10 protein-coding genes are annotated in these 14,614 nt (G+C 53.9%); 8 read left to right on the top strand and 2 right to left on the bottom strand.

From position 1 onward, the window contains the following. Positions 1 to 132 precede the first annotated feature (132 nt). Positions 133 to 1,602, bottom strand: a complete 1,470-nt coding sequence (locus tag NYE69_RS17705) for a glycoside hydrolase family 32 protein (protein ID WP_213510516.1) — start codon at positions 1,600 to 1,602, stop codon at positions 133 to 135. A 198-nt stretch (positions 1,603 to 1,800) separates the two neighbouring features. Here NYE69_RS17705 and NYE69_RS17710 point away from each other — a divergent pair, with 198 nt between their 5' ends. The 7 genes from NYE69_RS17710 to NYE69_RS17740 all read left to right on the top strand — a co-directional run bounded on the left by NYE69_RS17710 (position 1,801) and on the right by NYE69_RS17740 (position 10,743). Beyond that, positions 1,801 to 2,703 (top strand): ROK family protein, encoded by a 903-nt coding sequence (locus NYE69_RS17710; protein WP_213510515.1) that lies wholly within the window; start codon positions 1,801 to 1,803, stop codon positions 2,701 to 2,703. 54 nt (positions 2,704 to 2,757) lie between these two features. Further along, positions 2,758 to 4,365, top strand: a complete 1,608-nt coding sequence (locus tag NYE69_RS17715; RefSeq protein WP_340927233.1) for a response regulator transcription factor — start codon at positions 2,758 to 2,760, stop codon at positions 4,363 to 4,365. Positions 4,366 to 4,373: 8 nt separating this feature from the next. Beyond that, positions 4,374 to 6,155, top strand: coding sequence for a cache domain-containing sensor histidine kinase (locus NYE69_RS17720; RefSeq protein ID WP_328270721.1), 1,782 nt, complete (start codon positions 4,374 to 4,376; stop codon positions 6,153 to 6,155). 127 nt (positions 6,156 to 6,282) lie between these two features. After that, positions 6,283 to 7,698 (top strand): ABC transporter substrate-binding protein, encoded by a 1,416-nt coding sequence (locus NYE69_RS17725; RefSeq protein WP_240751696.1) that lies wholly within the window; start codon positions 6,283 to 6,285, stop codon positions 7,696 to 7,698. Between the two features lie 91 nt (positions 7,699 to 7,789). Beyond that, entirely contained in the window at positions 7,790 to 8,725 is a 936-nt protein-coding gene (locus NYE69_RS17730) for a carbohydrate ABC transporter permease (protein WP_340927235.1), read from the top strand. Continuing rightward, positions 8,722 to 9,555 (top strand): carbohydrate ABC transporter permease, encoded by an 834-nt coding sequence (locus NYE69_RS17735; RefSeq protein ID WP_340927236.1) that lies wholly within the window; start codon positions 8,722 to 8,724, stop codon positions 9,553 to 9,555. The genes NYE69_RS17730 and NYE69_RS17735 overlap by 4 nt, the downstream gene beginning before the upstream one ends. A gap of 30 nt (positions 9,556 to 9,585) precedes the next feature. Further along, positions 9,586 to 10,743 carry a glycoside hydrolase family 172 protein gene (locus NYE69_RS17740; RefSeq protein WP_340927238.1) on the top strand — a complete coding sequence of 386 codons (1,158 nt, stop codon included), beginning with the start codon at positions 9,586 to 9,588 and terminating at the stop codon, positions 10,741 to 10,743. Positions 10,744 to 11,167: 424 nt separating this feature from the next. Here NYE69_RS17740 and NYE69_RS17745 read toward each other — a convergent pair whose 3' ends face one another. Beyond that, on the bottom strand, positions 11,168 to 13,492 hold the full coding sequence (locus tag NYE69_RS17745; RefSeq protein WP_340927239.1) for a hypothetical protein: 2,325 nt from the start codon (positions 13,490 to 13,492) through the stop codon (positions 11,168 to 11,170). A gap of 218 nt (positions 13,493 to 13,710) precedes the next feature. Between NYE69_RS17745 and NYE69_RS17750 the strand changes: the two genes are divergently transcribed. Continuing rightward, positions 13,711 to 14,553, top strand: a complete 843-nt coding sequence (locus tag NYE69_RS17750; protein ID WP_340927240.1) for a helix-turn-helix transcriptional regulator — start codon at positions 13,711 to 13,713, stop codon at positions 14,551 to 14,553. The last annotated feature ends 61 nt before the right edge of the window (positions 14,554 to 14,614 follow it).

Raw genomic sequence — 14,614 nt, forward strand, 5'->3', positions numbered from 1 at the left:
AGACTCGTTATCCGGGGGCTTTGCACGATTATCCCGTTTGATCGGGTGACTTGGCTTCCTGAACCAGAGGGATAATCGTGCAAAGTGGTTTGGAGAGACAACACCCCCTTATCTCCGTCATCATTTATTTTGTCAAGCATTGATGTTGGTCTTGAGCCTAACGTTTTGAACTTTAACCGCGCCTTCATTCGCGAAAAAACCGAGATGCCCGGTTTTGAAGTTATAAATCCGTGTGGTCATCGCAACCATGTCGTTGACGTAAAGGCACAAAATATCGTCCTCCAAAATCAGCTTGATGCTGATCCGGTTGTGCTCCGCGAAGCGGAAAGGACGCTCCAGCTCGATCATTTGCGGCTTGTCGCCGGCAATTTGCCATTGAAAGAACCCGGGCTCGGTTCTCGGCCACATATCGAAGGCGATCCGGTTATGGAACGGATCGAATTTAATGAAATAACCTGTGTCAAGCAACTTGTCGGTGCGCAGTGCGATGCCGAAGTCTTTCGCTTCTTTCCAGTCCGTAAACTCGGCTTCGATCAGGACTTGGGAGGGCAGTTCATTGAAAACGCGGTAAGCCAGCCCGTCGGGAGATTCCAGTTCGAAGCCGCTTTGGCTTTCGGCGTGGCGGCAGTTTTTCTCCGCTTCAGGGATGAGATTCGTCTCACTATTAAAATGCTCATAGACCGCTTGCGGCATCCTCACCAGCAAATCGCCGTTATCGCTTTGATAAACCTCGTGCACAACCAGGGTTCCGGCCCATTCCCAATCGCCGTAATCGCTGGCCCCCCGCTTGGAAGGCACCCAGCCGAAAGCGTATCTTTGCCGGCCGTCCGAGGCCGTCTTCGCCGCGTAAAATCCTCTGCCGTCAAAGGTGTCCGGGATCGGGGAGGTATATACGCCTTCGATGGTTTTGCTTTTTTTGTAATGCGTTACGAACTTTTCGCTGAATGTCGAGTAGACCAGATAATGCCAGTCTCCCATTTGAAAATAATCGGGACATTCCATGGTAATGTACTTGTCCGGATTGTAAAACGGCTCCCGGTATTGCCAGTGCACGAGATCGCCGGAAGTGAGCAGGGCAATACACCCGCCTTTTTTTTCGGAGGAATTCACCAGCCTCGAGGTGACCAGCATCCAGTACTCTTGCCGTTCTTCGTTGAAAAACACGAACGGATCGCGCCAATCGAATTTCTCGTAAATCACGCCGTCTCCATAAAGCTTGAAATTTTCGTCTTTTGTCCAGTGGATGCCGTCGGAGCCAGTGGCCTTTAATACAACTTGCAAGGGCTTGCCGTCCACACAAAACTCAGGGTTGGGATTATGCCCGGTGTAGAAAAGGTGATACATGCCGTTTTGATCCTTGATTACGGAACCGGTATAGGCGTTGCGGTCCGGCTCGGCTTCGCCGCCGTTCGGCAGAGCCACGCCGTAATCTTTGAAATCCAGGCCGTTTTTGGTGGTGATCAGGTTCCACGTTGTATGGTTCCCATAATCGCCGCCGGCTCTTTGGTCATGGAGATAGTAGAGTTTGTACTCTCCATGGTCATAGAACGGGATCACATCGCCGACCCATCCGTCTTGCGGTTTGTAAAATACTTTTTTCATCGTGTCATCTCCATTTGGTAAAACGTTTTACAAACTCATAATAACATAAGTTTTATAGTTGTCAACGTTTACATTTGCCAAATGAATAGTATTTATTTTAATTTCTATTACGATATAAAAATCAGTATGGTAAAACGTTTGTCAAAATAGTAAAATAAATGTGAAAGCACTTGCGGTTTTAAGAGGAGGAGTTTAAGTATGCGAATTGGCGCTATTGAAGCGGGAGGCACGAAATTCATCTGCGGGGTCGGGAATGAAAAGGGGGAAATTCTGGACCGGATCAATTTTCCGACGGAGGCGCCGGAAAAAACGCTGGAGCAAGCGGTTTCGTATTTTCGCGGCAAAGGTGTTGAGGCGATCGGAATCGGGTCTTTCGGTCCGATTGACCTGGATCGTTCCAGTCCCACTTTCGGACGGGTGACCACGACGCCGAAACCGGGATGGTCAGGCTTCGACATCGTCGGGTACATGAAAGACAATTACCCGGTACCGATCGGTTTCGATACCGACGTGAACGCCGCGGTTTTCGGTGAGGTGATGTGGGGAGCGGCTAAGGGATTGGATAGCTGCGTTTATTATACGGTAGGGACCGGCGTCGGCGTCGGGGTGTACACGGAAGGCAGGCTGATCCACGGACTGGTCCATCCGGAAGGGGGACATGTTTTGATCCGGCGGCACCCGGAGGATAGCTTCGGTGGTTTGTGTCCTTATCATAGCGATTGCCTGGAAGGCATGGCCAGCGGACCCGCGCTGGAGAAACGCTGGGGAGTGAAAGGAAGCGAACTGCCTGCGGATCATCAGGCTTGGGAGATGGAAGCTTATTATCTGGCGCAGGCCATTTCGGGGGTTATTCTGCTGCTATCGCCGAAAAAAGTGATTCTTGGCGGCGGGGTCATGCATCAGAAGCAGTTGTTCCCGCTCATCCGCAAGGAGGTTACCCAAATCTTAAACGGATATGTCGCATCACCGACGATCTTTGAAGGTCTTGACAACTATATCGTACCGCCGGCCCTGGGCGACAATGCCGGATTGTGCGGGGCGCTGGCGCTTGGCATCGAGGCTGCCCATTTTAGCCCAAATAGCGGCGCTCACAACCGTTAGATTTTTTCGCCGTAGCAGTTGGTTCTATCTTGACTATGGAAGGGGAGGAATACGATGTTCCATGTGCTGGTAGCGGACGACGAGCCGCGGCATCGCCGCGGGATTGCCGACATGATCAAGACGCTGCGGCCGGACTACCGTATCTTTATGGCCAAGGATGGGGAGGAGGCCTTGCGCGTTGCTTTGGATAACCGGATTGATATGATTTTTACGGATATTCGCATGCCCAATATGGACGGTCTGACGATGATCGAGCATTTAAAAGCGCGGAGCGAGCCGATGAAAATCGTTATCCTGAGCGTGTACGGACACTTCGATTATGCCAGACAGGCCCTGAAGCTCGGCGCGTTCGATTATCTGCTTAAACCGCTGGAAGTCAAAGATATGGCAGAGATGCTGGACAAGCTGGACACCGCCATCGAGCAAGAGCGGATGCGCCTTCAAGATAGAGCGAGCATGAAGGAGCAGTTGAGCTCGGCCATTCCTGTGTACGAGCAGCATCTGCTTAGCCGTTGGGTGCGGGCGGCGGCGAATGAAGACGAGCTGCGGGAAATTGAACGGTTGGTCCCGCAGGGACAGGTCGGATTTGTATGGATCTCCAAGTTTTCCAATTCCGAGGTCGAACAGATGTATCTAGGCGAGGAATTCGCCGAAGTCAAAACCAGCTTCAAGAGCTGGATGCGCCAGGTCACCGAGCCGCTCGGCCCGGCCATTTCCTTTTACTTAGAGGGAGACGAGCCTATGCTTGTCTCCGTCATTGCGCCTTCGCATTCCCTGGAATGGCTGATGAAAAAGGACGTTGAGCGGCTATCTCAATTTATCGAGCAGGTTCGCATGGAATTCGGCCTTACCCTATCCATCGGCGTAGGCGACGGGGTAAATGATCTGCGCCGCGAAGCGCCCCGTTCCTTCGCACAAGCTTTGAATGCGCTGGACTTTACGTTTTATTGCGGGAACGGGAAACTTGTCGTCAGTAATGAAATCGCTTACAATACGCAAAAGCCGTCTTTGCCATGGGTTCCCGACGATTTCGGCATCGCGGACGCGGTGGCGGGCGGGAATCGGGACAAGGCGCGGGAGGCGTTGGACTTGTTGGTACAGCGGCTTCTGGAAGGAGGCTATCCTGCTCCCGCTCAGTTCAAGCGCAGCATTTTGTATGTGCTGGTCAACCTGGTTAAGGCCAATGAGGCGGCATTGCGGAGGGAGGAAGCGGGCAATATCGTGTCCGAGATGGAATTTCGGATTCCGTCCTGCTCCACGCTGGATGAACTCAAAGCGAAAGCGGGCGAATATCTGGGCCGGATCATCGACGGGATCGCGGACCGGAAAAACCATAAAAACGAGCGGATTATCGAGCTGTGCCGGGCTTATCTTGCGGAGCATTACATGGAGGATCTCGCGCTCGAAACGGTGGCCAGGCAGTTTTTTTTCAGCCCCGCTTATTTCAGCAGCTTCTTTAAATCACATACGTCCCTGACGTTTACCGAATATTTGCTGCGGCTCCGAATGGAGAAAGCCAAGGAAATGCTGAAGGACGGGACCCGGAAAATTTCCGAGATTGCCCTAAGCGTGGGCTTCAGGGACGCAGGTTATTTTACCCGGATCTTCAAGCGGGAAACCGGCCTTTCACCGGAGGAATTCCGCAAGAAGGACCTGCTGTAGGTGACGCCATGAGACTGAAAAACAAGCTGATTTTATCCTATATTGTATTGATCACGCTGCCTCTGGCCACCTTGGGAACGGGAGCCTTTTATGCAAGCAAAAATATCATGCTTAAGCTGGCCCGGGATAACGTGACGGAAATCGTGCAAAAAAACAATCAAATCATCGACGAACGGCTGAAAATCATCGAGGACGACAGCCTCTCCCTGATGGTGGAATGCGACTTGTTTCAAATTTTTAACGGCCCCGCCCCGGCCGAAAGCGAACTGCTGCAGACGAATAAACGGGTCACGCAAATTTTGAGTCGCTATTTTTCTCAATCCCGGGATCTGTATTCGGTGGAGCTTGTGACCCGGGCTTTTGTTTATGGAAGCAAAGCGCGCAATACGTATCCGCCGGATCATTTTTACGAGTCCGAGCTGTACAGGCGGGCGGCCGAGCAAAAGGGGCGTCTGGCCTGGGTGCCGACCTATGACTATAGCCGGATGCACCAATTGCCGGATTTGGCCGGCGCTGACATCGAATACCGCTATTTATTTTCTGCCGTCCGGCAAATGAATCCTTCCTGCGTTCGTAATGACGCGATCGTGCGGGCTGGGGAAGGAACGGAGAAGCCGATTCTCGTGATGAATTTCCGGGACGGCGTCTATGCCGATATTTTCCGGGATAGCGTTCCGATCGATGGTGCGGTATTTGTGGTGGCCAGCGCAGATGGCACGATCATTTCCCATGCGAAAACGGAGCTCGTCGGACACAAGCTGTCTATTCCCTGGCTGGCCGAAGTGCGGAGCCGCGGCAGCGGAGCTTCCTACGTTACGGTGGACGGAAAACGGATGATCGCCTGTTACGCGGTGTCCGGGATTACGGGCTGGACCTCGGTCGTGCTGATTCCTCCCGGCGCGCTGACGAAGGATATCGGACAAACGATCACTTTTTTTATCATCACGTTGGGCGCTTCGCTGCTCCTGCTTTCGCTGTTGTTCGCCTATTTGATTTCCATGCGGATTTCCTCGCCGGTCAGCAAGCTGCTGCTTGCGATCAAGCGGGTCGGGGGCGGCGATTTCAACGCCAAAATCAAGGTGGAAGAGAAAGACGAGCTGGGGCATGTGCTGATGAAATTCAACAGCATGAACGAGAAGGTGAAGCAACTGATCGAAGAAAATTATGTCGTCAAACTGAGGGAGCGCGAAACGGAAATCATGGCGCTGAATGTCCAGCTTAACCCCCACTTTTTGTACAATACGCTGAACATCATTAACTGGATGGCCGTTTACGGGGAGAAAGAGCAGGTCAGCAAAATGCTGGTCAGCTTGTCGCGGATGCTGCATTATACGACAGACAACCGCAAGGATTCGATGCCGCTTTCCGCGGATATCGGCTGGCTGAAGGATTATATCGTCATCATGTCCAACCGTTATGAACACCGTTTCCGGGTCGACTTCGACATCGCGCCGGAGCTGATGGAAGCCAGCGTGCCGAAGCTGTTTCTGCAACCGCTGGTGGAAAATGCGATCATCCACGGGTTCGGGGATATGGAGAGCGGCGGACTGATTACGATCTACGGGCGCCGACAGGGGGACGATATCGAGTTCTGCGTGGAGGACAACGGCCGCGGGATTATGCCGGAACGTCTCGAGGAGGTGCTGGCCGAAGACTCCGCCAACATCGGGATCAAAAACGTCGATAAGCGGGTCAAGCTGCTCTACGGCAGCCGTTACGGCATCGGCATCGAGTCCGTTCCCGAGCTGGGGACGCGGGTAAAGCTGGTCATCCCGTACCGAAGAGCATAAGGAAAACGGATTGATCGAAAAATCGTCCAGGAAACGAAAAAACGTCCCATAGGCTTCCGGGAGCGGCGACTCTACAATAAAAACAAGCGACTGCAGCGCTTACATTTCTAAGCGGGGGGATCAGCACATGAAAACAAAATCCGGCAAATTAAATGTGATGTTTGTTTTCCTAATCATTCTGGCGTTATTTGTAACCGCTTGCGGCACGGGGGGAAGCGGTTCGCAAGCGAACAAGGGAGAACAAGGCGGCGAGAACACCAAGGCGGACGGCGGGAAAAACGGAGAAAAAGTAACGCTGAAGTTCACGTTCTGGGGCAGTCCGGAGGAAAAGAAAGCGGTGGAATCGGCGATCAAAGCCTTTGAGCAGAAACATCCGAACATCACCATCAACCCGATCCACATTCCGGGCACGGATTTTCTGCAAAAGCTTAACGCCATGGTCGCCGGCAACGAAGCGCCGGATATCAGCTATTCGGCCGCCTGGAAGCTGAAAATGGGCGAGGAGGGTCTGATTTACAACTTCTTTGATTTAATGAAAGATGATCCGAGCATCAAAAAAGAGGATTACCTGGAGTATGCCTGGTGGAACTGGGACAAGGATAAAAGCGCCGGGCCGTATCAGGCGTCCGTCGTCCCTTCCCTGATGTACAACGCGGATATGTTCAAGGAAGCGGGAGTGGAACTGCCGCCTACCAAGGCGGAGGAAGCGTGGACCTGGGACGAGTTCGTGGACGCGGCCAAAAAGCTGACGCTCGACCGGAACGGCAAACATCCGGACGATCCGGGCTTCGATCCGAAGAACATCAAGCAATACGGCGTTAAACTCAGCCTCGGCTGGTCGTCTTATATGCCGATGGTTCTCTCCAACGGCGGGGATTATCTGACGGCGGACGGCAAGGAATTCGGGTTGTCCAAACCGGAGGCGACCGAAGCGCTGCAGAGAATAGCCGATCTGATTAACGTGCACCACGTCTCACCATCGCCGGTGCAGGCCAGCAGCATTCCCGCTCCGGCGACCGCGCTGCAGTCCAAAAAAGTGGCGATGGTCATCGACGGCAGCTGGAACCACCTCGATTTGAGCAAAACCAACATCAACTGGGGCGTCGGCGTTCTTCCGGTCATCAAGGACTACAAAACGTTTTTCCTCGGCGGTTCCCTGATCATCTTCAAAAGTTCGCAGCACCCTAAGGAGGCGTGGGAGTTCTCCAAATTCCTCACCGATCCGCAAAACGTACTCGACTTGCACCAAGGTTTGTGGATGCCGCAGCTCAATAAATGGTACGAGGATCCGCAGCTGATCGATGAGTGGGCTAATGAGGAGCTGCCCGGAAGACCGGCCGGTTTCCAGGATGCCGTGATGCGCTCCACCTATGAACATGCCGAGCCGTCGCCGGAAAACAACGTCAAAAACTTCGTGGAAATCGACGCCGCGGTATCCGCCGCGCTAGATCAAGTGTGGCTTGGCGAGAAAACGGCCGCAGCGGCGATGAAAGAAGTGGAGACGAAAGTGAAGCCGCTGGTACAGGGCACCTACTTGAAATAACGAAGCGCTGCCCCGAAGCGCCGTCGCCGCAAAGCACGTTGCCAGCGGCGGCGGCCTTCGCCAGGGCGTTTCGACGGAGGGGGACTTGCTTGTGGAAACCATCTCTTCCCGGAGCGGGAATCGGTTGCGGAACAAGCGCCATACAAATCGAAAAGACCTTTACGGCTGGCTGTTTGCCATGCCGGCGATTCTGGGCCTGCTGATCTTCACGCTGGGTCCGATGATTTACAGCCTGTACATGAGCTTTACCGACTACACCGGATCGAATTCGCCGACCTTTACGGGGCTTGACAATTATAGACGAATGTTCAGCGGAGAAGACCAATATTTTTACAAGTCGCTGGCCGTTACTTTTTATTTCGTGATCCTTAGCGTACCAACCGGTATTATCTACTCCTTCTTGCTGGCGATACTTCTGAATCAGAACGTGAAAGGGAAAGCGGTCTTCCGCACGATCTTTTATTTGCCGTCGATCGTGCCGATCATCGCGATCTCGTTTATTTGGCTGTGGCTGCTTAATCCCGATCTTGGCCTCGCCAACGAGCTGCTGCGCTCGCTGGGCCTGCCGGGAAGCCAATGGATTTTCGGCGAGAAAACGGTCATGCCTTCCCTGGCTTTAATGAACCTGTGGACGACGGGCGGGACGATGATTATTTTTCTCGCGGGTCTGCAGGATATTCCCAGATCGCTGTACGAAGCGATCGAGATGGACGGCGGAACGCGGCTCGATAAGCTGCGCCATATTACGATTCCGCTGATGACGCCGACGATTTTTTTCAACCTGATCATGGGCATCATCAACGGCTTTCAAGTGTTCTCGCAGGCTTATGTCATGACCAACGGCGGGCCCAATAACGCCAGCTTGTTCTATGTGTTTTATTTGTACCGGGAAGCGTTTCAGTTCTCGCGGATGGGGAGCGCCAGCGCAATCGCCTGGGTGCTGTTCGCCATCATTATGATTTTGACCTACGTCGTGTTCAGGACTTCGAACAAATGGGTTTATTACGAGGGGGATGGCGCGCGATGAGAGCCAAGGCTTGGTTTGAAAAAGGACTGATCTACCTGGTGCTGGCGGCCGGGGGGATCTTTAGCCTGCTGCCGCTGGTGTGGCTCGTCCGCAGTTCGCTGATGAATATGGGGCAAATTTTCGAGCTGCCGCCGGTGTGGATTCCCAACCCCGTGCAATTTTCCAATTACGGTGAGGCGCTGACCATCCTGCCTTTTGGCCGGTATTTCGTGAACACCGCCATCATCGTCGTCTTTTCGGTGCTGGGCGTCATCGTAACCAGCTCGATCAGCGCCTACAGCTTCGCGCGGATGACCTGGAAAGGCAGGAACCTGGTGTTCAGCCTGCTGCTGTCCAGCATGATGCTGCCGTACGCGGTCACCTTGATCCCGACGTTTATCGGCTGGAGCAAAGTGGGTTTAACCAATTCCTTTATCCCGCTGATCGCTCCGGCTTGGTTTGGCGGCGGCGCGTTCAACATATTCCTGCTGCGCCAGTTCTATCTCAGCATCCCGCGGGATCTGGACGAAGCGGCATACGTGGACGGCGCCGGCCATTTGCGGATATTCCGCTCGATCATCCTGCCGCTGACCAAACCCGCGCTGATCGTCGTCGGTTTGTTTTCGTTTTTGGCGGCGTGGAACGATTTTCTCGGTCCGCTCGTTTATTTGAACGACGAAACCAAATATACGCTGGCTCTCGGTCTGCAGCAGTTTAAAGGCATGTATTCGGCGGAGTGGCATTTGATGATGGCGGCGGCCACCGTGGTGCTGCTGCCGGCGATAATCGTATTTTTCATCGGGCAGCGTTATTTCATCGAAGGGATTACGTTAACGGGGATTAAGGCTTGAATTGATTTTAAATGAGTGGGAGGAAGCGGAATGAACCAGTTATACTTGCGCAAGGAAGGGACATCCCGGAGATTATCGAGCTGGGATCAAACGGGCGGCAACAGGGACTTCATTGTGATTGGGGCCGGGCAAACGGCGGCGATTGCGGAAATCGCCGGCTCGGGCATCATTCAGCACATTTGGATGACCATCGCGGCCAAAAACAAATACGCGTTCCGCAAAGTATTGATCCGCATGTTTTGGGATGACGAGCAGGAACCAAGCGTGGACTCGCCGGTCGGTGACTTTTTCGGGGTCGGGCACGGCGTGGCCAGCCACTATGTTTCCGCGCCGCTCAATATGATTACGACTCAAGGCGTGATTGAAGACAAAGCCGCGATGAACTGCTTTTTTGAAATGCCGTTCCGCAAAGGGGCGCGGATCGAAATCGTCAATGAGTGCGAGGACGAAATGATCTTGTACTTTTACGTAGACTACGTGGAAAAAGAGGTGCCGGACGACTGCTTCTACTTCCACGCCTCGTGGCGCAGGGAGAATCCGACGCAGGGCTTGGTGGACTTGGCCGCGCTGAAAGCGGAACACGATCAGCAGGACAAGGCCAATTATGCCGACCAGAAAGTTTATGAGCTGAAAAATCTGACCGGGGACGACAATTACGTGCTGCTGGATGCGGTGGGCGAAGGCCACTATGTGGGCTGCAACCTGAGCATCGACCACCTCAATCCGATGCCGGGCTTTAGTTGGCCGGGGGAGGGGGACGATATGTTCTTCATCGACGGCGAACCGTGGCCGCCCCGCCTGCACGGGACGGGGACGGAGGATTATTTCTGCGCCGCCTGGGGTTATCCCGCCGGAAAATACTATGCTCCATATCACGGCCTGTCGCTGTACGCGCCAATCCGGGAAAACGGCGATGCCTGGAAAGAGAGCAACACGATTTCGTTTAACGATTATTCCGGGAAAATGACGCAATACCGCTTTCATATCGTCGATCCCGTCATCTTCCGCAAGTCGCTGCGCTTCAGCATCGAGCACGGGCACGGAAATTCCCAATCGAACGACTATTCGTCGGTCGCTTACTGGTATCAGCGTGAGCCGCACAAGGCTTTTCCGCAGATGCTGCCCGTAGCGCAGCGTTTGCCGATTCCGGAGAAGGAAAGCGCCAGGTTGTTCTACCGGACGTTCTAAGTTAAAAGGTTAAAAGCAGCGGCAAGCCGGGAAATTCCCGGACTTGCCGCTGCTTTTAACGATATGCGGCCGCCGCCGCGGGTGTGTCAGAGTGAGATTATACTTCGAGTTCAACTTAGAAGCCGGTGCTTGTTTGAGCGGGGGCTCGATGATTAACTTTCATCTATTCCGGCCGGCGTCTGCGCTAACGGTTGTAGTCGCGCTTATTTGGCCGAAAAATCGGGGATTCCATTTCTAACGGTTGTGAGCGTGCTTATTCCGATGAAAAAAGGGCAAAACCCCGTAAAAAGGCAAAATAAGCTCTAGGACAACCGTTACATTTCGAATCCCCTTTATTTTGCCGAAATAGCGGCGATGGCAACCGTTAGAAAGTGGACACACTTAAGCGGTTCCGCTTAACTGATCGTCCGGCGCAGTTTTCTGTTTAAGTCAAGCTTTGGTTATCCAATGTATCGTAAGGAACGTAGGCCGTTATGATAAACGACTTGTGTTCCCCGGGCTGCAGCGTGTCTTGAAAAATGACGGTCTCGCAGCCGTTGTGATAACCGTTTTCCACGCGGTCCCTAGCGGGCTTGCCGTTTACAAACCCCTGGGCGCTCGCGGCTTGTTCACAGGGGAGCTCCACTAGCATGGTCACCGCCTGGGCGCTGAAGTTGGCCGCGATCGCTTCCGCAACATTCCCCTCCTGGCGGTAGGAGAGGTTAAACGCGCCGCTGCCGAGCCTGACACCTTCCCAGGCGAAGGAACCGGCGGCGCGCAGTGGGCGAAAAGACAAGCGGTGCGCGGGAGCATCATAGGCTATTCCCAGAATCTGCGAGACGAACAGGCCGGAAAATACCCCCGACGCCCAGCCGCATTTGCCGCAGTTGTGGTGCCGGACCACATCTCCGTACCGCGCGCCGTTAAGATAAGGCCACCACCAGAGCGAGCCGTCTGCGTCGGTCAGCTTGCGGATTTGCGTAAAATAGCCGTCCGTTCCGGACATGGAGGCGAAGTCGGAAATCATGCCCAGGCCGCTCATGTAACCGGGAAACGTGCAGGCGGCGTGATCGCCCCACTGAATGCCCCTGGATTCCGGATTATAGGTCGGATTATGGGGGCTTAGCGAAAATTGCATATAATGCCGGTACGCCGGATCGTCATAGGCGGCATATCCGTACAGCGGCATGAGAATCGTATCCGATTCCTCTCCATCATGATGGAACAAGTCGATGGAGCCGTCTTGCGTCAAATGGCCGATGAACTGCATGCCAAAATCCGCGTAATCGCCCGCATACCTGCTCGCATCGTCTTTTAAGGCGTCGCTTCCTGCGCTGGTTCCTTCCGTATACTGGAGGCCGAAAGGGCCCTCCACCGTATTGAGCCGCTGCAAATCGTCCTTGATCCGCGCGGCGATGGTCCGGTAACGTTCGGCGGTTTCCGTATCCCCGAACACCTCGCCGACGATGCGGGCGTAATAGCGGAAAGCGGCCCAGGCCACGACGTTGGAGCCCGTGTGGTAGTCGCCGAGCGAATAGGCGTCCGACAGCCAGACCGAGGGAAACAGCCATGGACCGTCTTGCTTGCGGGTCCGAAGCGTCTCCTCCAACAGTCTGCGAATGCTTAAATCGATATCCGGATGGTCCAGGAAAAAGCGTTTGTCTCCAGTACTCCGGTAGTATAGACCGGCCATGACTACGGAAGACAAAGAGTTGCTAAGCGAATGGGATATACCGCCGGGATAGCGGTTGCCGGGCGGCCGGACTCCGTGTTCCAGAAACCACAGCATGCCTTGCTTGAACAGCTCCGGTTCGGCCGTTTGAAAGGGGAGGAAGGAATAGTACATATCCTTGTTCCAGGTGAACTCCGTCGTCGGATAAGTGCCCCAGTTCGCTCCGGCAACAGCACCTTGGCGATCCATGGCGATCGAGCCAAAACATTGCAGCAACGCCCGTTCATGGAATTCCGCCGCGAACGGGTCGTCGCTCATGTTCAGCCGCCCGAGCATGCCGCGGAAATACGCCCAGGTCTCGTTAAGCCAATAGAGCGTACCTTTTTCCTCGACAAGCCGGAGCGTCTCTTCCCCGGGAGGGCAAATCACTGTCGGTACCCAGAGGCTTTGCCCTGGAGCAAGATGAAAGGGAACTGTACCGTTCGCTGCGTTCCAAGTATCCAATTCCACGGGATAAATGCAGAAGTCCGGCCCGGAGAATAACCGCTCCTCTTCAGTATCCGGTCGCGGCAGTGTCACTTCACCATCCACATCCTGCCCGGAGCGGTTTTCCACATGCAGGCCGTAAACCGCTCCCCGCAGCCGCGCCGTACCGTCGGCGGAAACGGGGGCGTAGACGAGCAGCGTTGCCTTAACGCCCCCAAGACGGTATTCGGTAACGGGGAACAAATTATCAAGCAGCGAGGTGGCGTAAGGAAGATCGTCCCGGCCCAGGTCAACCCGCTGTTCACCCAGCTTCAACGCAAAAGCGTACGGTCCCGTTTTGCGGAAGTCTTTGCACATCCATACACCCGGAATATTATCGCTGGCATATTGGCCGTTATAAACGGTAACGTATTTGATCGAACCGTTCATGTTCACGTTAATGAGGGTTTTGTTATTGGAAATGTCGAAAGTCAGTTCAGGGTCGGGCAGCTTGCGCCCAAAGAAACTCAGTTCGTCGTTTGCGGCAAACTGCCCGTTCTCGTAGACGACGCCAAAGTAACGGCTTTTGGGCTGCGCCAAAGCTTCGCTGATGGATTGAAACGATTGCGGCATAATCTGCATTCTCCTTTGCACATCCAAATTTAGCGTTCTGCAGCGCTTTCCTTCATTATTTAGGGGCAGACCGCTTAAAGATATAGGAGAATTTTTTGAAAATGGGATTTTTTATAGCGCTTTCATCGATGCATCCTTCTCCTTAACGCTGTTGTCGGTGCACAAAGCCATGATACAATTTGGTTTACGAACCAAGTCAAGAGAAAGAGGTGTTTCCCATGCCCGACCAAAACGGCATTAATGAGAATATCGTAAGCACGGACTTGAACAATACCCGCGCCAAAACGCTGGGCGATTATTTGAAATCACGCCGGGCCCGGCTGCAGCCGGAGCAGGCGGGATTGCCAAGATCGCACGGCCAGCGCCGGACGCCGGGCTTGCGGCGTGAAGAGGTCGCGATTTTGGCGGGCGTTAGCGCAACTTATTACGCGTGGCTGGAACAGGGACGGGAAGTTGCCGTGTCCCGGGATGTGATCGAAAGCATCGGCAAAGCGCTTAAGCTGAGCCGGGATGAGCATATGCATTTGCTCGAGCTGTGGAATGCCAATGAGCCCGAAGCGGTGACGAAGATTACGACGGAAGTGAAGCCGCAGTGGAGAGAAATTGTAGATGCGATGGCTTTTCCTTGTTTTATAAGCAATGACCGGGCCGAGCTGCTGGTCTGGAACCGGGCGGTCGATGAATGTATAGCGGACTTTTCGGCGCAGCCGCTGGGACAGCGGAATATGATGACCCTGCTGTTCACCGATCCGGAGCTGCGAAAAGGCCTGATCAACTGGGAAGAGATGGCGGCGCATTCAGTTGCCATTTTCCGCACTTCCTATGACAAATATGCGCATGACCCGTGGTTTGCGCAGTTCGTGGCCGAGCTCTCCAGGGAATCCGCTGAATTTGCGGACCTTTGGCAGCTGCATCGTGTGGAAGTGAAGAGGGTGACCCGGGTTTTTTATCGTGGATCTGACGAAAATCAAGTTCTTGCTTACGATATCAATTCGCTTGCGTTTACGACGGATCATCCCGATCTGCACCTTTGCATTTATACCCCGGTGTCAGCCTGTTAATGCCATTACCAGTAAAAGCGTACTGTGGCTGCGCTTTGAACCGCGTTTTAGAATAAGATCA

The sequence above is a fragment of the Paenibacillus sp. FSL R5-0527 genome (assembly GCF_038008055.1).
Taxonomy (GTDB): domain Bacteria; phylum Bacillota; class Bacilli; order Paenibacillales; family Paenibacillaceae; genus Fontibacillus; species Fontibacillus macerans.

Excerpts from the sequence above, each read along its gene's own strand:
- NYE69_RS17705 (WP_213510516.1), bottom strand. The coding sequence starts at position 1,602 with ATGAAAAAAGTATTTTACAAACCGCAAGACGGATGGGTCGGCGATGTG.
- NYE69_RS17710 (WP_213510515.1), top strand. The coding sequence starts at position 1,801 with ATGCGAATTGGCGCTATTGAAGCGGGAGGCACGAAATTCATCTGCGGG.
- NYE69_RS17715 (WP_340927233.1), top strand. The coding sequence starts at position 2,758 with ATGTTCCATGTGCTGGTAGCGGACGACGAGCCGCGGCATCGCCGCGGG.
- NYE69_RS17720 (WP_328270721.1), top strand. The coding sequence starts at position 4,374 with ATGAGACTGAAAAACAAGCTGATTTTATCCTATATTGTATTGATCACG.
- NYE69_RS17725 (WP_240751696.1), top strand. The coding sequence starts at position 6,283 with ATGAAAACAAAATCCGGCAAATTAAATGTGATGTTTGTTTTCCTAATC.
- NYE69_RS17735 (WP_340927236.1), top strand. The coding sequence starts at position 8,722 with ATGAGAGCCAAGGCTTGGTTTGAAAAAGGACTGATCTACCTGGTGCTG.
- NYE69_RS17740 (WP_340927238.1), top strand. The coding sequence starts at position 9,586 with ATGAACCAGTTATACTTGCGCAAGGAAGGGACATCCCGGAGATTATCG.
- NYE69_RS17745 (WP_340927239.1), bottom strand. The coding sequence starts at position 13,492 with ATGCCGCAATCGTTTCAATCCATCAGCGAAGCTTTGGCGCAGCCCAAA.
- NYE69_RS17750 (WP_340927240.1), top strand. The coding sequence starts at position 13,711 with ATGCCCGACCAAAACGGCATTAATGAGAATATCGTAAGCACGGACTTG.